Genomic DNA, 22,482 nt, shown 5'->3' on the forward strand with positions numbered 1-22,482 from the left:
TTACAAAGACTTCGGCGGGAGGCTCATAGCCGCCTTAAGGTGCGCGACGAATATTTTTAGAAGCGGTGTATGTTCGGAATTCATTTATTAAAAACATTTTTGTCCCAGCCGTTTTACGTGTTAAATAAGAATCCATAACCATCGGTACGATGTCGTTGTGAAATATTAATCTATTCCCCAAGCATCCCTCTACATGCTGAATCATCCAGTGGATAATAGTTGGAGATTGATCTATTTTACTATAATTGTGGTTAGGGCAATAGGGACCATTACGACGAAATTATTTCTTTGCCGGCTTCTTTAAGAATCTCTTCATAAAAAGGGTCTTCACCTATACATATGACACGATCACATAAGCTGATAATCTCGTCCATATCATGACTTGTATAAATGATTAATGTCCCTTTTTCGAGCGCCAGTTTGTTTAAATAGGCTCCAATTTCTTTGCGTGATTTCAAGTCAATACCAACAGTAGGTTCATCCAATAATAAGAGGGTAGGGTCGTGGATGAGGCTGATTGCTAGATTTAATTTTCGTTTCATCCCACCAGATAATGCTTTAACAGGCTCTTTCCATTTATTAAGCTTCATATCCAGACAAATTTGGTTTAGCTCATTTTTAGCTTTCTTTTTCCAGGAAAGTTTTTCGAAAAAAACCATATTTTCTTCTACGGTAAACTCATCCCAAATGGCAATATCCTGTGGAACAAAGCCAATTTGTTTTCGGATATCCTTTTTATGTTTATGATAAGGCATGTCATATAAGCAAAGAGATCCGTTTGTAGGCTTTTGCAATGTTGCAATAATATGGAGTAGGGTTGATTTTCCTGCACCATTCTCACCCACCAGTCCAATAATTTCACCCTCCTTTGCTGCGAAAGATATATTTTTTAAAATCGATTTTTTTCCGTATGTTTTAGATAAAGTATTCACATTAAGCATTGGTTTTCTCCCTTCTTACGTACCAAAGTAGGATGATGATGAGTGATAGGAATAACCACAGATTCACACTACTACCTGATAGAAAAGGCTCCAGTGGGTTCATGTATTCCAGCCATTCGAAGTAATTTGTAATCCCATCGACAGGTATTATAGCCCCGCTTGTAATAGCAATAACCAATGTAAGAGCAAAGGAAATGCTATAGTACTGGTATAGATGTTGAAAGGCCAATGCCAGTACAAAAGAACCTGTAATCAGTGTGAAACGATAGATCAGCAATGTGCCAATAAATGATATACTCATCTGTTCATCATGAAGCAAATAGAAAGTTAGTACAGCCACAAGATCTATACCAAATAGCAGAACTGTATATAATAAAACGTTTTGCAGTAAGTAAGCTTTAAACGGCATACGTATAAATGCAAAACGTGATCGCAGGCTTGGCCTTTGTTCTTTAATAACCCAATCAAACAGAAGAAGTGTGGATAGCACACTGAAAACCGCCCACAGGCCCCATATGTTCCATATTGTTACATCATTGCCTCCCATTTCTGCCTTTTCATCTTCTCCAGAAAAAGAAAACGTCGTATGCAATAAATTTTCATCTGCTTCTATTTGTTTGCTTTTTTCTGCAACTTCTTCTTGGGTCCATCGTTGCTTTGGATTATACCTTTCACTCAAATTATCGACTGTGTTCGCTGCCTTTGTTCTAGCTGTATCTTGTTGTACATAAGAGATCATCATTTCCCGTACCGGTGTATATGCAAATGAGAGATCCGATTGATAGCTTGTAATTAACCGATTACGGCTACCGCTTTGTACTTGTTCTGCGTACCCTTCCTGGATAATGAAAACACTATCTAACTCATGTCTCTCCAACAGCAGAAGCCCCTCCTCCTGTGTTGTTTCATAAATGCGAAGTAGAGGTGTTTCTTTCAGGGATTGTAAAAGGTCCAAAGCGAGCGGTGTCTTTTCTTCCATTGCAACACCAACTGGAATTTTACTTTCCTCTTGGACAACTTCCGTGGCATGAACAATAATGCTTGCTGCAATGATAGGAAAAAGAAGCCAAAACAGGACGGTGGGCCATTGTTTTTTCCAATGCATCAGACGTGTTTGAAATATGCTGCTCATTCCTTTAAACGCTCCTTCCACAGCGAAAATCCAAGTAAGATAAAAAGCGAAACTAAATTCATCAAGAGTAATGGAATATAATTTGCATACAGACGCCCGCGCAGCAGGATTTCCTGCAATCCGTTAAACGCTTCATGGGAAAAGCTATACATCAGTACGTCCTGTATATGTAATGGAAAATAGATAGTTGGAATAATGGCACCGCTACTCAATAGCAATATCCCACATATCAATGATTGAATGAGTAAACGAAGCTTCTGTGACGGTAGGGCCATTTCCACAATAGCAAAACTTTGCAGTAATACAATACTATATAAAAGTGTAATCAGCACAATGCGTAGATAATCATCAACAATCAAGTCAAAATGTAGTGCACGCCCTAAAAGCACAAAAGAAGCAACTGCAAAAACGAAAATTACCAGTAGTGTAACACATATTTTTGCAAATATTTGTCTGATTTCCGTAACACCATAAAGCTTCATTCGCTGCTTCATGCGTAGGTTTTCTTCTTTGCTTAGAAAATTATAAATGCTGAAAAGCCAAAGCGTGACTATAATAAACCATCCAGCGACTCCATAATAATGAACAGGTGAACTCGTAGCATGATTGGATACTTGCTCATCATTCATGATTCTGTCTTTTCCAATAGTATAAAAAAGAAATTCCTGAAATTGATCAAACAACAAATCATTGCGCTCGTCTGCGTTCAAACCTAATTCACGTCCGTAGTGATTGATTGTTAGAATATTTGCCTGCGCCGTACTGATATGCCTCGTAACACTATCGATGAGCTCGTGAATGACGTAACTCTCCGTAGGTGCCTCGGGGTTACCAATGACCGGAAATTCAACGGAGGTTCCCTGATATAAATGATCGGTAAAGTTATCAGGAAACATAACATATGCACTCAGTTCATTACGTTCAATCGCTTCAACTGCTTCGTCTTCTGACATACTATGTATTTGAATATATTCGCCCAAAAGGGACGATTCATCAATAAATTCTACCATTAATTGCGTTTCATTGGATTGATCTAAATCTACCAATCCTACATGAACGGGATTATCTTCAGGTGGGAGAATGAGTGTAATAACAATTGTTGCAATCAACCCCACGATGAAAATAGGAAAAATGAAAAGAAGAGGAAGTGAGAGCCACTTCCTCCTGAGCTGCATAATATGATTCTTCATAAATAATAGACTATGTTTGATGGAATGCATGGTTCCACTCCCGTTTCATTTCATGTTTCAAGTCATTAACCAAAGGTACATTTATGGGAGCCCTGGTCCGCCTCCCATTAGACCAAATAACCACGCTTGAAATTGTGGTGTGATTTCATGTTCAAGAAAATCCGTAAGTTCATTTTCACTCATACTACCTAAATCCTTTATATTCTCTTCATTAGGCATTTCAACACTGTCAATAGTTTCCGAATCAATCATCACTTGTAGCGCAAACATATCTTGGCTAATTTCCGGGCTTTCCATGGAAAAATGATGTTCGGAGTTCATTTGATCGTTATCATATGCTGAAGAGCCGGACCAGATTAGCATTCCACTCGTTCCAGCTTGGTCAAAGGAAAATGTTCGATCAAAATCTCTTGTGCCATCATTTAGCGATTCTTTGCCTTCATAAGTCAGTGTGACGTCTTCTACTGTTAGATTAATAGAGTCTGTGGCATTATCGTCTTCCCAGGATAGATTACCTGCAATATTTGCAGTACCATCTGTAATAGAGTCTGAGACTCCTAGATCGTAGTTAAAGGTTTGGTTATCATCCTGAAGCAGTTGTGTTCCGTTTACAGTGAAGCTTACTAGATCCTCGGCAGTAGATCCCATATCTACTTGGAATTCACGTTGGGCAATCACGTCATCATAGACCCAGATGGTGGAAGTCAACCCATCAGGAATCTGAAAATCTTCTAAACCATTGATCGCTTCACCTATGGCTGTTTCATATTCATTTATAAATTGATCGAATTCATCGTCCATAGCTGGTGTCCCCATAGCTGGTGTCCCCATAGCCCCCGCTACAAATTGATCTCGCATCATTTCTTTGATTTTCTCATCCTGTTGCATTTTTTCCAAAACGGTGGTCATTATTTCTTTTAACTGCTTTTCTGTAAGATGAAAGGTAATTTTTTCTGTATCCAGCGATTCGTCATCTACCTGAATGGTTTCATCTGTAGATTCAAATGCATCATCAGGGGTTTCATTGTATACCATTTTTCCATATTCCTCTTGGAAATATTCGATATCTTCATTGAATGCATCTGTACCTTCAAATAAGCTTTCCAAATTCATACTTTCCTCACCTGTAAAAGCATTGGGATCTAATTTTTGCATCAGATTTCCAAAATCTTCATCTCTTAACTGAAGCAATTCATCCATAAAGGGCAGACCAGCCGTTACCTCATCTGCTGTTACATAGAAGTCAAAGTCGTCTATCTCCATTCCTCCAATATTTGCCTGGAGTTCAGCAGATGCTTGCTCATTTTCCATATCACTGGCACCCGTTATCGAAATAGTTGAATTGTTTATGATCTGGGAAGGACTAACTGCACCCATACCACTCGTTTCATTCGGGTCGTTATATTCTGCAGCTAGTTCCAACGTTTGTTTTACAGGGTTTTCCTGGGAATGGTCTATCCAGTCCAGTTCCTGCTGATAACGTTCTTCGAATTTTTCGCCCATAAATTCCACTGTGTTTTTCTCTGCTAAAAAGTACTGCTCTTTTTCCGAAAAATTTAATAGAACAAAAGCTGCTACACTTCCGCCAGCGACAACAACGACTGTAATGATAATAGCAATTAAACCTTTGGAAAAGCCCTTTTTCTTCTCCTCGTTATCCACTGTTTCCCCCATTACGCCTCTCCTTTCTTTTTTGCACCTTATCATTATATGTATTAGAAATAAAAAAGACCAATACAATAAAGTATATGGTAATTTTATAGCATTTACGACAAATATAGTCAAATTTTTCATGAAACGAATGATTTCAAAAAGACTGGAACAAAAGTGTTTTTACCATCTAAATTTCGAACATACATTGCTTTGGAAAGGTTCGTTTATTTAGTATAAACACTTTTGTTTGGTCCCAGCTTTTTTTGTTTACTTATTGTCCGTCTACCGCTTGTTTAACACCTTGCTCCAATGTGTCAACCATGGTTTGTTTCTCTTGTTCATCTGCTTGCTTCCATATTAATTCAAAGATAACGCCGAGTCCGGGGAGCATTTTCTCTTCCCCTTCTTGGATGGCATCAACTATGGTTGCTTCTAGCTGATCTTGATCATTTGTAGCAATGTTGGATAAGATGGCTTTACGCAAGTTTAAGTCCATTTCATTCACCTCATTTATAAAATTCGCTTAAGGATAGTTTGACCAGTACCAGTAATAATATGTATGATAAAAAGAGACATAAGGAAGAGGATTGAATGACATGATTACATCAATAAGGAATAATAAAGTAAAAGCATGGCGGAAGCTACATAAAAGAAAAGAACGTATCCATTCTGGAACATTTCTTATCGAAGGGCTTCATTTAGTGGAAGAAGCTTGGAAAAGTGACTGGATAATAGAAGAAATCATTGTGATTGATGCGCTTGAATTACCATATTGGAGCGGAGAATTACCCGTTGAATTCGTCAGTGATCCCGTTTTTCAGTATATTTCTCAAACAAAAACACCACAGGGAATAGCTGCAGTTGTGAAAATGAGTTGCCCGGTTAAGCCAGCAGGTAATCATTTGCTATTAATTGATGCCGTGCAAGATCCCGGTAATCTGGGAACAATGGTTCGAACTGCGGATGCTAGTGGGTTTGATGGAATTGTCTTAGGTAATGATACAGTTGATTTATATAATGACAAAGTGATTCGAGCAACACAGGGATCTTTGTTTCATGTGCCTATTTTTCAGGCAAACCTCAAGGACGAAATAATGGAATTGAAACAACATGGGTTTCATGTATGGGCAACAGCACTGTCAGATAATGCAAAACCTTATTATGAAATGGCAACGAATGATAAACTTGCACTAATGGTTGGAAATGAGGGATCCGGATTACAAACTGAATTACTGCAACTTGCAGATACGATTGTAACTATCCCGATTTATGGCAAGGCCGAATCGCTTAATGTCAGTGTCGCTGCAGGTATTTTAATGTATCATGTTAAATTAGTTGCAGATTCGAACGAAACTAATTATAATATATAGTAATAATGCATAACACAAGCATCGAAAGAGTCAAATAACAATTTAGCAGCGGGAAAGGGAAGAAGTGCCTGGACTGAGAGCATTTCTACCGTATTAAATGTTATTATTTCACTCTGGAGCTGACACTTAGACCTTGTAGAAATAAGTAAAGGTGTTCCGGACTTCTATCCGTTATCATATCAAAGTTGGATACGTATGTATCAACAAGGGTGGTACCGCGAATAAACAGCCTCGTCCCTTTTAGGGAATGGAGGCTGTTTTTATTTTGGCTTTTACAAGTTTGTTGTTTTTCGATAAAAAATAAACTGCGACGTCGTTACTTATTTGTTATAACCACCATTTGCTGCCCCGAACTGGGGAGGGACGTTGATATTTTAAACCCACTTCCAGTGAAATGTGTTTCCGAAGCGGGGGTTAAAGCATCAATGTTAATTTCATTATATGCCACCATTTCCATCAACTGCGAAAAATAACAAAACTTATGAAATGACCCATTTATTTTAAGGAGGTAATCATTGGATGAAAGATCAATTGGAAGCAATACAAACAGAGGCACTGGAAAATATTGCTAAGGCAGATGAGCTAAAACAGCTTCAGGATATAAAAGTAGCTTATTTAGGCAAAAAAGGTTCGTTAACCAGTGTGTTAAGAGGCATGGGGAAACTTTCCAAAGAAGAGCGACCTGCTGTTGGGGAAATTGCCAACCAGGTAAGGGAGACGATAACTAAAAGCCTGGAGCAAAAAAACGAAGAATTAGAGAAGCAAGAGCTTGAAAAACAATTAGAAGGAGAAACCATTGATGTGACGTTACCTGGACGCCCAGTGCAAGTAGGTGGGCCGCATTTATTAACGAAGATTATTGAAGAGATTGAAGACTTATTTATCGGAATGGGCTTTGAGGTAAAGGAAGGCCCTGAAGTAGAAACGGATTACTTTAATTTCGAAGCATTGAATTTACCTGAAGGTCACCCTGCAAGAGATATGCATGACACATTTTACATTACAAATGACTTGTTATTACGTACACATACCTCGCCTGTCCAGGCAAGAACGATGCGTTCTTATGATGGCGGGGATACAGTGAAAATGATTTGTCCAGGCAAAGTTTACAGACGGGATACAGACGATGCGACACACTCCCATCAATTTACTCAAATGGAAGGACTTTATGTAGACAAGCATGTGCGGATGAGCGACTTGAAAGGAATATTAGATGTATTTGCTAAAAAGATGTTTGGAGAAGATCGTGAAATACGACTGCGTCCAAGTTTCTTCCCGTTTACAGAGCCTTCCGTCGAAATGGATATTTCCTGCAAAGTTTGCGATGGAGAGGGCTGTTCTGTATGTAAAAACTCGGGTTGGATCGAAATTTTAGGTGGTGGTATGGTTCATCCCAACGTCCTGGAAATGGCTGGATTTGATTCGAAAGTCTATAGTGGTTTTGCTTTCGGTATGGGACCTGACCGTATCGCTATGTTGAAGTATGGCGTGAATGATATTCGTCAATTTTATACCAATGATAAACGATTTTTAAAACAATACCATAAAGCATAGAGGAGGAAAGTATTGATGTTCGTATCATTAAATTGGTTAAGGAATTATGTTGATTTAGGACACTTAAGTCCCCAGGAACTTGCGGAGGCAATTACCAAGTCTGGAATTGAAGTCGATGGAATTGAATATATGGCTGAAGAAATCAAAGATGTGGTTATTGGGTATGTGGAAACTTGCGAAGAACATCCGAATGCGGATAAGCTAAGTCTTTGCAGCGTTGATGTTGGAGAGGAGAAACTGCAAATCATATGTGGAGCTCCAAATATCAGGCAAGGCCAAAAGGTAGCTGTTGCGAAGCCTGGTGCTGTTTTACCCGGAAATGTTAAAATCAAAAAAACGAAACTGCGTGGCGTCCAGTCAAATGGTATGATTTGTTCCATGCAAGAATTAGGCCTGAAAGAAAAATATCTGCCAAAAGAGATTTCAGATGGAATTATGGTCCTTCCTGACGATGTCTTAATTGGTGAAAGTGTTCGTCCGATCTTAAATCTGGATGATGTAGTGCTGGAACTTGATTTAACTCCAAACCGGGCTGATAGTTTATCCATGCTAGGTGTTGCTTATGAAGTAGCAGCTATTTTAGATAAATCCATTCTCTTACCTCGTGAAGATGTAGAAGTAAGTGAAGAAGATGCGAATGCATATATCGATGTAGAGGTAGAAGATACAGAATTAAATCCATATTATGGTGCTTTTGTAATTCGAAATATTGAAATAAAACCTTCGCCACCATGGATTGCTAACTATCTGATGGCTGCAGGGATACGTCCCATAAACAATGTAGTAGATATTACGAATTTTGTATTACTTGAATACGGGCAGCCACTACATGCTTTTGATTACGATCGCCTAGAATCTGAAAAAATTTTAACGCGACGTGCTAGACAAGGAGAGCAGCTTGTTACCTTAGACGGGAAAGAAAGGATATTATCCGAAGAAAATCTCGTGATTACGAATGGAACCGATCCAATTGCATTAGCTGGAGTAATGGGGGGAGCAAGTACAGAAGTAACAGAAGATACGACTACTGTTTTATTGGAAGCGGCGTATTTTGCGTCAGCTGCGGTAAGAAAGACAGTGAGAGATACTGGTCTTCGCAGTGAATCCAGTACCCGGTTTGAAAAAGGAGTGGATCCCAATCGTGTGAAATCAGCAGGGTTTAGAGCATCTCAGTTATTACGGCAATATGCTGGAGGAGAGGTACTCGCAAATGTTGTGGAAATTGATAAATTAGATCATTCCGAAAAAACGGTAGAAATAAATCTGGATGAAATTAATCAACGACTGGGAACAACTATTTCAAACCAGGAGATCGTCCATATTTTAAATAAGCTGCGTTTCAACTTCAAACAGAATGATAAAAACTTTACCGTTTATGCTCCGACACGACGTCAGGATATTCAGATTTTTGAAGACATGCTGGAAGAAGTTGCTCGGATTTACGGGTATGACCATCTACCATTCACATTACCATTCGGTAAGTCACATGCCGGAGGTTTAACCGAACGTCAGCGACTCAAACGAAAGGTGAAAAATTATCTTGAAAGTGCTGGACTGATGGAAACTATTACACATTCTTTGACCAGCGAGGATAATATTTCAATGTTGATCAGTCCGGAAATAAAAGCAACATCTCCGAATTCGGTTGAGCTGGCAATGCCAATGAGTGAGGACCATAAATATTTGCGACTAAGCTTATTGCCGGAATTATTAGCTACGCTTGCTTATAACAAGGCCAGAAATCAATCTGATTTGAGTTATTATGAACTTGGTGCCATATTTATTTCAGATGAAAACGTGTTAAGAGAACAACCGGATGAACCATTGCGTTTAGCTGGTGCATTAACAGGAAATTGGATGGAACAACCATGGCAGCAAGAGAAAAAAGTTGTTGATTTCTATGTGGTGAAAGGGGTGCTCGAAGGATTGTTTGATTACCTTGAAATCCCGGTTACATTTAAACAGGAAAAACTTCCTGACATGCACCCTGGTCGGACTGCAACCTTGCTTTTACGTGATAAGGTGATTGGATTTATGGGACAACTTCATCCACAAATAGAAAAGGATATGGATCTAAAAGAAACATATGTATTTGATGTGAACATGGAGGAAGTTCTGGCAGCTTATACGAATCATCCGACCTATCAGGAAATACCTAAATATCCATCCATTGCAAGAGATATTGCCTTTATTCTCGATGAAGAAGTAGTAGCCGGGGAAGTAAAAGAAATGATTGAAGAAGTAGGGTCCCCGCTTGTAAAAAATGTAGAGATTTTTGATGTTTATCAAGGCGAGAATGTACCCGAAGGCAAAAAATCGATTGCTTATAGTCTGCTGTATCAACATCCAGACAAAACATTACAGGATGATGAAGTAGAGCAGTCATATCAGGAAATTGTTGAAAAAGTAAATGCTACATTTAATGCATATGTTCGATCCTAGGTAAAGGGGATTTTTAATAAAGATTGGTGCTTGTAAATCATCGAAGTTGATAGAAACTGCGACGTAGTGAAAGTAACTTTATGAGAAGGTTCTCGTTCTAATGATAGTTAAGCGCAGGGATACCGCTACGGAAATGTCACAGTTTCTGTCGCTAAAATTCATTCGTATTCAACACCGAACTGGTAAGAGAGCCTCGATATGTCTGATATGCTTACAAATGCAGTTTAATGGTAGGAATTGGACCACCAGCGGAGGAAACACATGTAGACTCCTGCGGGAGCAAAGGCCTAGATGAGACACCGAAGTGCGGTTAGCACGAGGAGGCTCATCAGCCCCCGCGGAAAGCGAAATGTGTTTCCGTAGCGGTATCCCTACGCTCTCAACCAATGCTTGGAAAGAGTATGGCACACTACGTCGCAGTTTCTATCTATTTTGTCAAAAAGTATTGAAAAAACTACACGACTACAATCGTAAGTAGTTCGCTTACCGTGGAGAAAATGAAAAATCTCAGTATGATTTTCTTATCAAACAGCAACTCTTTTAGATAGTCATTAACAAGTTAATTAAAAGGAAAGTGATGCATTAAAAACACATTGCTTTTCAGTGGAATTTGGCATACAAATAAACAGCTCAGTTAATATGTTACTGAGTTGTTCTTTTTTAATATTATCCAACAATCGCGCCCCGATTGTTGGATATCGTTATTGAAGTAAGGGGAGATTAGTTAAACAACACAATCCATTTTTGCTCACATATATTCACTTTTTTCAAGACTAGAATTCATTTGAAAATCTGTTTATAATTAAATAATCAGTGTGTAGAGATATTGGTATGAGTTTTACGAACCAAAAATATATGTCGAATGATACGTCTGCCATCTGAAATTTTTATTTTTTCGGAGGGTGAAAATATGCATAGGGAAGATAGACTGCCTCAAAGCCCAAATGAAGGCATAATATTTATGTTGATTATTTCGATTATTTCCGTCAACACTATCGCACCGATTATTATGGGGATGGAATTCAGTTTCAGTAAGGAAAATTACTTGGAAACCTTAAAGGTTATTCCGATTATGTGGATTATCGTCATCATATTAGTAAGGTTTGTTGCGGGACCATTAATTGGTAAAGTGATGCCAAAATTTGTGGGAAAAACAGATGGATTTAATGCCAGAATTTTATTAAATACTTTATTGAATGTTACAGTCTTATCTATTCTTCTTACAATTATCGGAACTTGGTTTGGCTCGCAACAAATAAGCCTTGAACCTTTTCAGAACTTTTTTCATAGTTGGTTTAGGAACTTTGGTGTAGCATTTTGGATTGAGTTGTTAATTGCACAGCCCATTGCAAGATTTGCAATGAAAAAATTACATTCAAAACAAGCAAGTAAAGCAAAGGCTGTTAATCTTTGATAAGTATTAAACATAGTCATAGCCGATAGGTTTTTTTATAACCTATCGGCTTTTAATTTACTAATTGCATCCGTTACATTAGGTATATCTCTTCACAATGTCTTCTTAATTTTAGCATAATACCAAAACTTGTTTCTTCCACAATCTGGATCGTTTGTTGAATACCCTTCATATAATTTTTCGTTAATTTAGGAATACATATTTATTTTAACATAAATATTCAGGATGTATTGTGAAATTCAGGAGAAATTTGGAATCACCTTATATATATGAGGCGATTCCAATCACATATTTTATACGCAATGTCTAAACGTTGAGCTGATTTATGTGACTTGGTTTTCGTCACAGTAAGTGAACTACTTACTACAACCATCGTGTCGCTTCTATATATACATTCTTGCCTTTTTTGTATTAGCAAAATGCGTTTTTGCACAAGTGTCCAATATTGCTTCCCCTTGGGAGTTGATTATTTTTGCTATGGTTTGGTCGACTTTTTTGGAAGCGCCTTTTGGCAGGGGAACGCCCAATTGTTCGGACAGTTTATCCATTTCCTTCAAAAAACTAGTTCGGGCGATAATGGATCCTGCAGCAACTGCGATTGAGTAACTTTCAGCTTTTGTCATAAAATACGTATTTTCCGCTAGCGTTTGATTTTCAGATGAAATATGTTTCTTAAACATCGACGGCTCGCAAAATTGATCAATGATGATCCCGTCGACCGGCTGATTACCTATTTTCTTCATAAGATTATTGATAACTTGCTGATGCAGTACGGCTTTCATTTTTCCTTGCGTCCATCCTTGACGTTGGAGTTTGTTATATTTTTCATTATGCAAAACGAGCAAGGAATAGGGGATCTTAAATTTTACGATTTCCTTGGCCAATTTGCGGATGGAAGAATCTGTTAGCTTTTTCGAATCTGTGACACCTATACGTTTTAACTCTTCAATTTGACGGGTTTCAATAAAAACACCTGCAACGGTAATTGGCCCAAAGTAATCTCCTGTACCAGCTTCGTCTGAACCAATATGATTGCGTTTGAATAATGTAGGTGGTGGAGTGTATTCCGTTGTTCCTTGTTTGCTTGGTTGTTGTCTTTTTGCTGCTGTATCTGTTTTTTTAACCCACTTTTGTGCTTCTTTCTCTGGTGCGCTGCCTTGAAAGAGTACTTTTCCGGATTTATAGGCTGTTACAGTGGCATTTGCGGTTTTGGCACGAAATACTGCCCCTTGAGGTGGGGCTGTCAATGTATTTTGATAAACATATTTCATTTTTTCAATCGTTTCCTGTGGTAATATATCTACACGTTGTGGCATGATGTTCGCTCCAATCTATTCCAATATCTAAACTATAGCAAAACTTATGAGGGATTGAAATGGCAAAGTAGAAATGGCGTCGCTAATACGTTAAGTGCTTCGTGGTTTCCTAATCCCTTCACTTCATGTTAATATAAAGTGAACAATATTTCTCGAGCAGGAGGACTGCTGTGTGGCTCACGGTGATAAACAACGCATAACAGTGGATATACATAATAAAACATATACAATAATTGGTGAGGAATCTGTATCACATGTTCGTATGGTCGCGAGCTTGGTAGATCAGAAGATGAACGAAATTCATGAACAGAACAAGCATCTTGATACAACGAGACTTGCTGTTCTTACTGCTGTGAATACAATGAATGATTATTTGAAATTAAAAGAAGACTATGCTAAATTGGCAGGCTCACTCAATAGGAAAGAGGATAAGTAAAATATGTTTGATGTCATTTTAATCATATTCCTGATTTTTGGTTTTTTGATTGGATTAAAAAGGGGATTTATTCTTCAACTCTTTCATTTGATCGGTTTTATTGTAGCGTTTGTTGCCGCAATCCTTTACTATGATGAGCTTGGAGCAAAGCTTTCCCTATGGATCCCATACCCGGAACTATCTGACGGTGCATGGGCTGACTTTCTTGATTCTTTACCCCTTGAAAATGCGTTCTATAATGCAATTGCTTTTGCCATTATTTTCTTTGCTGTAAAAATATTATTGCAAATCATTGCCTCCATGCTGGATTTTGTAGCGTATTTACCAGTTTTAAAATCCATAAATAAAGTGCTGGGAGCTGTATTAGGGTTTGTAGAAATTTACCTGATACTTTTTATTGTATTATACATTCTGGCATTAACACCTATTGAAATCGTACAATCCTGGATAACGGGCTCATCAATAGCAATATTTATAATCGAAAACACACCGTATTTCTCAGGTAAACTAGCCGAATTATGGTTTGAACATGTAGCTGTTTTTTTAAATAACTAGGTTATTATAAATATTTAGAGAAACCTCCATCAACAGAGGGGAAAAGATAAGCAGGTGGTAAATAGATGAAGGTTAATAAAAAAGATGTTATTAAACTACTGGAAACAATTGCCCTCTATCTCGAACTCAAAGGAGAGAATCCGTTTAAGATTTCTGCATACCGCAAAGCAGCTCAAGCACTTGAGGCGGACGATAGATCACTTGGGGAAATTGCTGATTTTACAAAACTAAATGGAATTGGTAAGGGAACAAGTACGGTGATTGAGGAATATGTACAAACTGGAAGATCCGAAACATTACTGCAGCTGGAAAAAGAAGTACCAGCAGGCCTGATACCATTACTTGATCTTCCTGGTTTAGGTGGAAAAAAATTAGCAAAACTATATAAAGAGCTTGGGGTTACAGATGCGGAATCGTTAAAAACCGCATGTGAAAATAAGCAAGTGGAGCATCTTGCAGGATTTGGCAAAAAGTCAGCAGAGAAGATTTTGATAGCACTAGGGGATATGGATAAGCGCCCGGAACGATTACCGATTGCAATCATGCTTCCTATTGCTGAGAAAATAGAAGCTTATGTTCAGGGAATTGCTGAAGTGGAAGATTATTCTCGTGCCGGCAGTTTGCGTAGAATGCGTGAAACAATTAAAGATATTGATTTCATCATTGCAACAGAGGAACCTGAGAAGGTTCGCGATTCTCTGCTAGAATTAGATGATATGAAAGAGGTAATTTCAAAGGGAGATACCAAAGTGTCTGTTACATTAAAAGCTGTTTATGATATAAATGTTGATTTCCGACTCGTGAAAAAGGAAGAGTTCGCCTCAACATTGCATCATTTTACTGGTTCAAAAGAGCATAATGTAGCAATGCGTCAGCTTGCCAAGGCACGTGGTGAAAAAATAAACGAATATGGCATTGAAATAGAAGAAACAAATGAAATTCTTACCTTTCCAACAGAGCAGGAATTTTTCAACCATTTTGGATTAACCTATATCCCACCAGAGGTTAGAGAAAACACAGGGGAAGTCGAAGCCTTTGAAGAAGACATTTCCTTGATTGATCTAGGCGATATACGAGGTGACATGCACTTGCATACTACTTGGAGTGATGGTGCGCAGTCATTAGAAGAGATGGTGAATCAAGGGCGCATGAAGGGATATGAATTTATGGCAATCACCGATCACTCCAAATATTTGCGGGTTGCTGGAGGTCTGGATGAAACCAGATTAAGAAAACAACGTGAGGAAATAGGAAAATTAAATGAGAAATATAGAGATATCCATATATTTTCCGGTGTGGAAATGGATATTTTACCAAATGGGGAACTGGATTTCTCGAGTGATTTCATACAGGAAATGGATTTTGTTATCGGGGCTATACATTCGAATTTCAACCAGGAGCAATATCAAATAATGGATCGCTTATATGCAGCACTGGAAAATCCGTATGTATCCCTAATCGCGCATCCCACCGGGAGATTAATTGGACGGCGCGATGGATACAGCGTTGATATGGATAAATTGATTCAAAAAGCTAAAGAAACGAACACAGCACTAGAAATAAATGCAAATCCAAACCGTTTGGATATTTCATCGGAATGGGCACGTAAAGCACAAGCTGCAGGTGTTACATTAGCGATCAACACAGATGCACATAGTTATCCCATGTTGGATCATATGGAATATGGTGTAGCTTCTGCAAGAAAAGGCTGGATAGAAAAAGAAACCGTTATGAACACTTGGCCCAAAAAGAAATTAATGGAGTACTTTAATCGTAATAAGTGAACATATTGCTACGCGCTAAAGGAGTAAGAGCGTATGAATGATAGAATTCTCCGTACAATGGAATTTGAAAAAGTCATTGAACAATTAAATAATCAGGCAGCAACTTCATTGGGAAAGGATCTTGCTTCCAAACTTCAACCATCCACGGATATAAGTGTAGTCCAAGATTTGCAACGTGAGACGGATGAAGCAATGCAGATTATACGCTTAAACTTGTCCATTCCTTTAGGCGGAATTACTGATATTCGAGCAAGCCTAAAACGAAGCGTTATTGGGGGCGTTCTTTCCACAAGGGAAGCTTTGGATGTTGCAAATACGATTTATGGTGGTCGACAAGTAAAAGCTTTTATGGAGGACCTGGAAGAAGATCTTCCCATTCTACAAGAGCTTGTAACGCAAATTACACCACTTAGAGATCTAGAAAAACATATAAAATTAAGCATTGATGATCATGGACATGTGATGGATAGTGCTTCTGAGAAACTGCGTGGTATTCGTTCCTCCATTCGTACGTTTGAAAGCAGGGTACGTGATAAGCTAGATAGTTACACCAAATCAAATAGCAATATGTTGTCTGATTCTATTATAACGATAAGAAATGAACGGTATGTCTTGCCAGTAAAACAAGAACATCGCGGTTCCATTGGAGGTATTGTTCATGACCAATCCGCTTCTGGTCAAACATTATTTATGGAACCGAAAGCAGTGGTTGATCTTAATAACCAATTACAGGAAGCTAATGTCAAAGAAAGGCAGGAAATCGAGCGAATTTTACGCGTGATCAGTGAACATATCGCAGAGCAGGAGACACTTTTACATGAAAATGTTCGGGTTTTAGCCCAAATCGATTTCATGTTTGCCCGCGCTAAACTAGGCAGGCAAATGAAAGCAGTAATGCCAATCATGAATGAGCAAGGCATTATTAAAATGGCTCAGGCACGGCATCCGCTTATATCAAGCGATGAAGTAGTTGCAAATGACGTAGAAATTGGAGAAACCTATACGGCTATCGTCATTACAGGACCAAATACAGGTGGAAAGACCGTTACTTTAAAAATGGTTGGCTTATGTACATTAATGGCCCAATCCGGCTTGCAGATCCCGGCGTTGGATGGATGTGAAATGGCTGTGTTTGAAGACGTGTTTGCAGATATTGGTGATGAGCAATCAATTGAACAAGATTTAAGTACTTTTTCTTCTCATATGACGAATATTGTAGATATCCTGAACCATGTCAATCATAAAACGCTTGTATTATTTGATGAGCTTGGTGCTGGCACAGATCCACAAGAAGGTGCTGCATTAGCCATGTCTATTCTGGATGATGTTGTATCTAGAGGCGCCCGTGTTATTGCTACAACCCATTATCCAGAATTAAAAGCATATGGCTATAATAGAGATAATGTTGTTAACGCATCTGTGGAATTTGATATGGAAACACTTCAACCAACCTATCGCCTACTGATAGGTGTGCCAGGGAGGAGTAATGCGTTTGATATATCCAAACGTCTAGGTTTACATGATTCCGTGATTGAACAAGCCAAAAGTCATGTTGGTGTTGATTCCACAAGTGTTGAAAATATGATTGCTTCATTGGAAAAATCTCAATTGGATGCGGAGAAGGATTATCAAGAGGCACATCAGGTTTTACTGGAAAGTGAAAAGCTCCGGGAGGATATGGAGAAGCAATGGGAACAATTTAATCAAAAACGGGAAGCGTTATATAAAAAAGCGGAAGAAAAAGCAGACAAAGCATTAAATAAAGCACGGGAAGAAGCGGAATTAATCGTTGATGAAGTTCGTTCGATGAAAAATAATACCCAAATAAAAGAACATGAATGGATTGAAGCGAAGAAAATGCTCGAAGAAGCCAAACCTAATCTTTCTCAAAAACAAGATTCCAAAAAGGAAGCACCGAGCAAAACCAATACACCATTACATCCGGGTGATGAAATTAAATTAAACACCATAAATCAGCAGGGTACAGTGCTTGAACAAGTGAATGAGCACGAATACCTTGTGCAAGTAGGAATTATGAAGGTGAAGGCAGAACGTGAGGACCTTCAGTTAATCGGTAAACAAAAGGAAAAAGTTGAGGAGCCGGTAACAACGGTCAAGGGATCTAACTACCATGTTAAAACAGAGCTGGACATACGGGGCGAGCGTTTTGAAGACGCGATGTCAAAATTGGAAAAATATATGGATGATGCGTTACTTGCCGGTTATCCTAAAGTATCCATTATCCACGGAAAGGGAACCGGTGCACTGCGCAAGGGCGTACAGGAGTTTGCACGAAACCACGCAAGTATTGCTTCATCAAGACCAGGATCCTCAGGAGAAGGAGGCAGTGGTGTTACGGTAATCGAATTTCGTTAATACGAATCCTATTTTAACTCGTATAATGGGACCCTGTTCTTAAAACTTGAGTTACGGGGTGTCATTATGATTCGTATTTTTATTTCATATCCCAAGTTGCAATATAAGGGGAGAAAGCTGTTGGAAACGTTAGCTAAAGTATGTATCATTGTAGCAGTTATTTTTTTAATTGTAGGCGTTATTTATTTAATTTAAAAAATACAAGCTCAAATTTCAAAAAATAGAAATTAATCGGTATAATGGGTTATAATATAGTAGTAAAGGAGGAGATGTTATTGCATCAAGTAAAAAGGTGGCACAAGCATTACCCAACAGAAATACCGACCACTATTGATTATGACAAGAAGTCCCTGCATGCATTTTTGGCTGAAAGTGTTCAACGCTACCCTAAAAAGAAAGCGCTTCATTTTATGGGAAAGGAGCTATCTTATAACGAACTTTATGCGCAAACGAGGAGAATGGCAAACTACATGCAGTCCTTAGGATTACAAAAGGGAGATAGAGTTGCTGTAATGTTGCCAAATTCACCTCAAGCCGTTATTAGTTATTATGCTACACTGATGGCCGGAGCAATTGTTGTACAAACAAATCCCTTATATAAAGAGAGGGAATTGGAATACCAATTGAAAGATTCCGGGGCAACATTTATTGTTTGTCTGGATATTTTACTGCCTAGGGTCACAAATGTACGCGCAAATACAGATTTGAAACATACGATTGTTACCGGGATTAAAGACTACTTACCGTTTCCGAAGAATGTCATGTATCCATTTATTCAAAAGAAGCAGTATAATATGGTTGTGAAAGTAGAACAAAGCAATGAAACGCATCTGTGGCAGTTCATGATGGAAAAAAGCACGGAGGATTTTGAAGAAGTGGATGTTGATCCAGTGAATGATTTGGCGTTATTGCAATACACCGGCGGAACCACGGGAAATCCAAAAGGGGTTATGCTAACGCACTATAATTTAGTGTCAAATGTACAGATGTGCGTTTCTTGGTTATATAACACCAAAGAAGGAGAAGAGGTTGTTTTAGGTGTATTACCATTTTTCCATGTATATGGTATGACGACAGTAATGAATATGGCGGTTATGCAAGGGTTCAAAATGATTCTGTTGCCTAATTTTGATGCTGAAGAGGTGTTGAAAACAATACAAAAACAAAAACCAACTTTATTTCCAGGAGCCCCAACGATTTATATCGGAATTTTAAGCCATCCGGCCATCAATAAATATGACTTGTCGTCCATTCAGGCTTGCATAAGTGGTTCTGCTCCATTACCCGTAGAAGTACAGGAACAATTTGAAAAAATTACCGATGGAAGTTTGATAGAAGGATATGGACTAACAGAGTCATCACCGGTTACACATGCCAATTTTGTTTGGGGGAATCGGGTGAATGGCAGTATTGGTGTACCTTGGCCTGATACGGATTCGAAAATTTTTAGGATGACATCCGGTGAAGAAGCAGATATAGGTGAAGTTGGAGAGATTGCTGTAAAAGGTCCACAGATTATGAAAGGGTACTGGAATAATCAAGAGGAAACAGATAATGTATTGAAAAATGGCTGGTTATTTACAGGTGATCTCGGCTATATGAACGATGAGGGTTATTTTTTTGTCGTGGATCGCAAAAAAGATGTCATCATTGCTGGTGGTTATAATATTTATCCAAGAGAAGTAGAAGAAGTGCTTTATGAGAATGAAGGCATTCAGGAAGCAGTTGTAGTAGGAATACCGGATCCGTATCGCGGGGAAACAGTGAAGGCCTATGTTGTATTAAAGGAGGGATATGCACTGACAGAAAAAGAATTAAATGCTTATTGCAGAAAGCATCTTGCAGCATTTAAAGTGCCGAGAGCTTATGACTTTCGCGAAGAATTACCAAAAACAGCTGTAGGGAAGATTCTAAGACGACAATTAATTGACGAAGAAAAGACGCAAAAAGAAAGCAGCCTTTGAACTTACTCTCTTTTTTAGGCAATAATGAAACAAGCTTTGCATTGACATAATGAAATTCGAGTTTTACAATAAATTTATGAATGATTATTCATTCATTTTATTGTTGAATTCAAGGAGATTATTATGAAAAAGACGAAACCAAAGTACAATCAAATCATTGAAGCAGCTGTAGAAGTAATTGCAGAAAATGGATATCATGCATCACAAGTTTCCAAGATTGCCAAAAAAGCAGGAGTAGCAGATGGAACGATTTACCTTTATTTCAAAAATAAAGAGGATATTCTGGTTTCTGTTTTTGAAGAGAAAATGGGACAATTTATTGAGCGAATTATTGAAAGTATTCAAGAAATGAAAAGTGCAAGCAGTAAATTACTCACATTGATTGAAATGCATTTTAGACAGCTTGCAGGGAATTATCATTTGGCAATTGTTACCCAATTGGAATTAAGGCAGTCAAATGCTGCGTTGCGTTTTCAAATCAATAACGTGTTAAAACCATACTTAGCAGTCATGGACGGTATTGTTAAAGAAGGGATGAGTGATTGCACATTCAGGAATGACTTGAACGTTCACCTTGTTCGCCAGATGGTATTTGGAACCTTAGATGAAATTGTTACAAATTGGGTAATGAAAGAAGGGAAATATGATTTAGTAAGTCAAGCTCCCATCGTTCATGATTTACTAATAAATGGACTTTCTGGAAAAGAATAGTTTTCAAAATTTGAATTTTCATTTATACTTATGCAAAGGAGGTTGTGATTCTTGGCTATAAAATATGAAGCAATTAACAATATTGCTTATTTAACAATCCAAAGCCCCCCGGCAAATGCATTATCCAGTACATTATTAACTGACCTTGCGAAGCATCTTGATCACGTTGAACAAGATACGACTATTAAAGCAGTTGTCGTAAAGGGGGAAGGAAAATTTTTCTCAGCTGGTGCAGATATTAAAGAATTTACATCGCTGCAAAATACGTCAGATTTGAAATCGCTATCAAATAGGGGGCAACAGCTCTTTGATCGGATTGAACATTTTTCTATTCCGGTTATTGCATCGGTTCATGGTGCTGCTTTAGGAGGAGGATTAGAGCTTGCGATGGCTTGTCATATCCGAATTGTTACAGAGAATGCTAAGCTCGGCTTGCCAGAGGTCATGCTGGGGATTATTCCCGGTTTTGCGGGTACGCAACGTTTACCCCAATATGTTGGATTGAACAAAGCGTATGAAATGATTTTAACCGGAGAGCCTATCAGCGGTAGTGAAGCGCATACTTTCGGTCTTGTTAATCATGTAGTAACAGATGAAGAACTAGATTCTAAAACTAGTAAACTGGCAGAGAAAATTGTAGCAAAAAGTAAGCTTACGATAAATAGTGTTATGTGCCTTATTCCATATGCAAAAACAGAACAATTTTCAGAGGGTGTGCAAGCGGAAGCGGAAGCGTTTAGCGAAATATTTGATTCCGAGGATGCAAAGGAAGGTATACAAGCCTTTATTGATAAGCGAAAGCCTAGATTTCAAGATGAATAAACATTTTAAAGGAGGAGAAGCCCCATGAATATTTATGTATTATTAAAGAAAACGTTTGATACAGAAGAAAAAATAAATATATCAGATGGTCAAATTGAAGATGATGGTGCAGAATATATCATAAATCCATATGATGAATATGCAGTTGAAGAAGCAATCACCCAGCGTGATACTCATGGTGGAGAAGTTACTGTGGTAACAATTGGAGATGGTGAATCGGAGAAGCAATTACGTACAGCTCTAGCGATGGGGGCAGATAAAGCGGTATTAATTAATACAGAAGATGACCTTGAAGAAGGAGACCAATATACAACTGTGAAAATCTTAAAGGCCTTCTTTGAAGAAAGGGATGTGGATTTAATTCTTGCCGGTAACGTTGCTATTGATGAAGCAAGTGGTCAAGTTGGGCCAAGATTGGCAGATAGCTTAGGAATCTCATATGTCACTACAATCACAAGTCTAAACATAGATGGGGACAACGTTCATATTGAAAAGGATGTTGAAGGTGATGTAGAAGTTTTAGAGACAAGCCTTCCTGTTCTTGTCACATGTCAACAAGGTTTAAATGAACCAAGATACCCTTCATTGCCTGGTATTATGAAGGCGAAAAAGAAACCATTGGAAGAATTGGAAATGGATGATCTGGATTTAGACGAAGATGATGTAGAAGCAAAAACGAAAACAGTTGACGTGTTTCTTCCACCAGAGAAAGAGGCAGGAAGAATGCTGGAAGGAGAAGTAGAGAACCAGGTCGAGGAATTGGTTTCTTTGTTGAAAAAGGAAGATAAAGTACTATAAACGTTTCAAATTAGAAAGGAGAAA

Annotated in this window: 18 protein-coding genes; 12 read left to right on the plus strand and 6 right to left on the minus strand. The window is 38.3% G+C overall.

The window, feature by feature from the left end:
* Nucleotides 1–269: 269 nt before the first annotated feature.
* The 5 genes from KFZ56_RS09050 to sspI all read right to left on the minus strand — a co-directional run bounded on the left by KFZ56_RS09050 (nucleotide 270) and on the right by sspI (nucleotide 5,412).
* Nucleotides 270–941 (minus strand): ABC transporter ATP-binding protein, encoded by a 672-nt coding sequence (locus KFZ56_RS09050; RefSeq protein ID WP_222641635.1) that lies wholly within the window; start codon nucleotides 939–941, stop codon nucleotides 270–272.
* Nucleotides 934–2,073, minus strand: a complete 1,140-nt coding sequence (locus tag KFZ56_RS09055; protein ID WP_222641636.1) for an ABC transporter permease — start codon at nucleotides 2,071–2,073, stop codon at nucleotides 934–936. The genes KFZ56_RS09050 and KFZ56_RS09055 overlap by 8 nt, the downstream gene beginning before the upstream one ends.
* Complete coding sequence (locus KFZ56_RS09060; protein ID WP_222641637.1) at nucleotides 2,070–3,293, minus strand: ABC transporter permease; 1,224 nt, start codon at nucleotides 3,291–3,293, stop codon at nucleotides 2,070–2,072. Before KFZ56_RS09060 ends, KFZ56_RS09055 begins: the two co-directional genes overlap by 4 nt.
* A gap of 51 nt (nucleotides 3,294–3,344) precedes the next feature.
* A complete protein-coding gene (locus KFZ56_RS09065) occupies nucleotides 3,345–4,937 on the minus strand; it encodes a DUF6583 family protein (protein ID WP_222641638.1) in 1,593 nt (530 codons plus the stop codon).
* Nucleotides 4,938–5,187: 250 nt separating this feature from the next.
* On the minus strand, nucleotides 5,188–5,412 hold the full coding sequence (sspI, locus tag KFZ56_RS09070) for a small acid-soluble spore protein SspI (protein WP_222641639.1): 225 nt from the start codon (nucleotides 5,410–5,412) through the stop codon (nucleotides 5,188–5,190).
* 100 nt (nucleotides 5,413–5,512) lie between these two features.
* On the opposite strand from sspI, the gene KFZ56_RS09075 reads away from it, so the two are divergent.
* The 4 genes from KFZ56_RS09075 (at nucleotide 5,513) to KFZ56_RS09090 (ending at nucleotide 11,696) form a co-directional block, all read left to right on the plus strand.
* Nucleotides 5,513–6,286, plus strand: coding sequence for a TrmH family RNA methyltransferase (locus tag KFZ56_RS09075; RefSeq protein WP_222641640.1), 774 nt, complete (start codon nucleotides 5,513–5,515; stop codon nucleotides 6,284–6,286).
* A 519-nt stretch (nucleotides 6,287–6,805) separates the two neighbouring features.
* On the plus strand, nucleotides 6,806–7,840 hold the full coding sequence (gene pheS, locus KFZ56_RS09080) for a phenylalanine--tRNA ligase subunit alpha (RefSeq protein ID WP_222641641.1): 1,035 nt from the start codon (nucleotides 6,806–6,808) through the stop codon (nucleotides 7,838–7,840).
* Nucleotides 7,841–7,855: 15 nt separating this feature from the next.
* A complete protein-coding gene (pheT, locus tag KFZ56_RS09085) occupies nucleotides 7,856–10,282 on the plus strand; it encodes a phenylalanine--tRNA ligase subunit beta (protein WP_222641642.1) in 2,427 nt (808 codons plus the stop codon).
* A 910-nt stretch (nucleotides 10,283–11,192) separates the two neighbouring features.
* Complete coding sequence (locus KFZ56_RS09090; RefSeq protein ID WP_222641643.1) at nucleotides 11,193–11,696, plus strand: DUF2798 domain-containing protein; 504 nt, start codon at nucleotides 11,193–11,195, stop codon at nucleotides 11,694–11,696.
* 383 nt (nucleotides 11,697–12,079) lie between these two features.
* On the opposite strand, the gene rnhC is transcribed toward KFZ56_RS09090, so the two are convergent.
* Nucleotides 12,080–13,012 carry a ribonuclease HIII gene (gene rnhC / locus KFZ56_RS09095; RefSeq protein ID WP_222641644.1) on the minus strand — a complete coding sequence of 311 codons (933 nt, stop codon included), beginning with the start codon at nucleotides 13,010–13,012 and terminating at the stop codon, nucleotides 12,080–12,082.
* Nucleotides 13,013–13,184: 172 nt separating this feature from the next.
* Between rnhC and zapA the strand changes: the two genes are divergently transcribed.
* The 8 genes from zapA (at nucleotide 13,185) to KFZ56_RS09135 (ending at nucleotide 22,458) form a co-directional block, all read left to right on the plus strand.
* A complete protein-coding gene (gene zapA / locus KFZ56_RS09100; RefSeq protein ID WP_222641645.1) occupies nucleotides 13,185–13,448 on the plus strand; it encodes a cell division protein ZapA in 264 nt (87 codons plus the stop codon).
* A gap of 3 nt (nucleotides 13,449–13,451) precedes the next feature.
* Nucleotides 13,452–14,003 (plus strand): CvpA family protein, encoded by a 552-nt coding sequence (locus tag KFZ56_RS09105; protein WP_222641646.1) that lies wholly within the window; start codon nucleotides 13,452–13,454, stop codon nucleotides 14,001–14,003.
* Nucleotides 14,004–14,068: 65 nt separating this feature from the next.
* Nucleotides 14,069–15,787 carry a DNA polymerase/3'-5' exonuclease PolX gene (gene polX, locus KFZ56_RS09110; protein ID WP_222641647.1) on the plus strand — a complete coding sequence of 573 codons (1,719 nt, stop codon included), beginning with the start codon at nucleotides 14,069–14,071 and terminating at the stop codon, nucleotides 15,785–15,787.
* Between the two features lie 33 nt (nucleotides 15,788–15,820).
* Entirely contained in the window at nucleotides 15,821–18,163 is a 2,343-nt protein-coding gene (locus tag KFZ56_RS09115; protein ID WP_222641648.1) for an endonuclease MutS2, read from the plus strand.
* Between the two features lie 269 nt (nucleotides 18,164–18,432).
* The gene (locus tag KFZ56_RS09120) at nucleotides 18,433–20,127 is read left to right on the plus strand and encodes a long-chain-fatty-acid--CoA ligase (RefSeq protein WP_222641649.1); all 1,695 of its coding nucleotides are present in this window, start codon (nucleotides 18,433–18,435) and stop codon (nucleotides 20,125–20,127) included.
* 123 nt (nucleotides 20,128–20,250) lie between these two features.
* Nucleotides 20,251–20,838 (plus strand): fatty acid metabolism transcriptional regulator FadR, encoded by a 588-nt coding sequence (fadR, locus tag KFZ56_RS09125; RefSeq protein WP_222641650.1) that lies wholly within the window; start codon nucleotides 20,251–20,253, stop codon nucleotides 20,836–20,838.
* A 51-nt stretch (nucleotides 20,839–20,889) separates the two neighbouring features.
* Complete coding sequence (locus KFZ56_RS09130) at nucleotides 20,890–21,660, plus strand: enoyl-CoA hydratase (protein WP_222641651.1); 771 nt, start codon at nucleotides 20,890–20,892, stop codon at nucleotides 21,658–21,660.
* 24 nt (nucleotides 21,661–21,684) lie between these two features.
* On the plus strand, nucleotides 21,685–22,458 hold the full coding sequence (locus KFZ56_RS09135; protein WP_222641652.1) for an electron transfer flavoprotein subunit beta/FixA family protein: 774 nt from the start codon (nucleotides 21,685–21,687) through the stop codon (nucleotides 22,456–22,458).
* Nucleotides 22,459–22,482: the final 24 nt, after the last annotated feature.

Source organism: Virgibacillus sp. NKC19-3 (genome assembly GCF_019837165.1).
Lineage (GTDB): Bacteria > Bacillota > Bacilli > Bacillales > Amphibacillaceae > Virgibacillus_L > Virgibacillus_L saliphilus.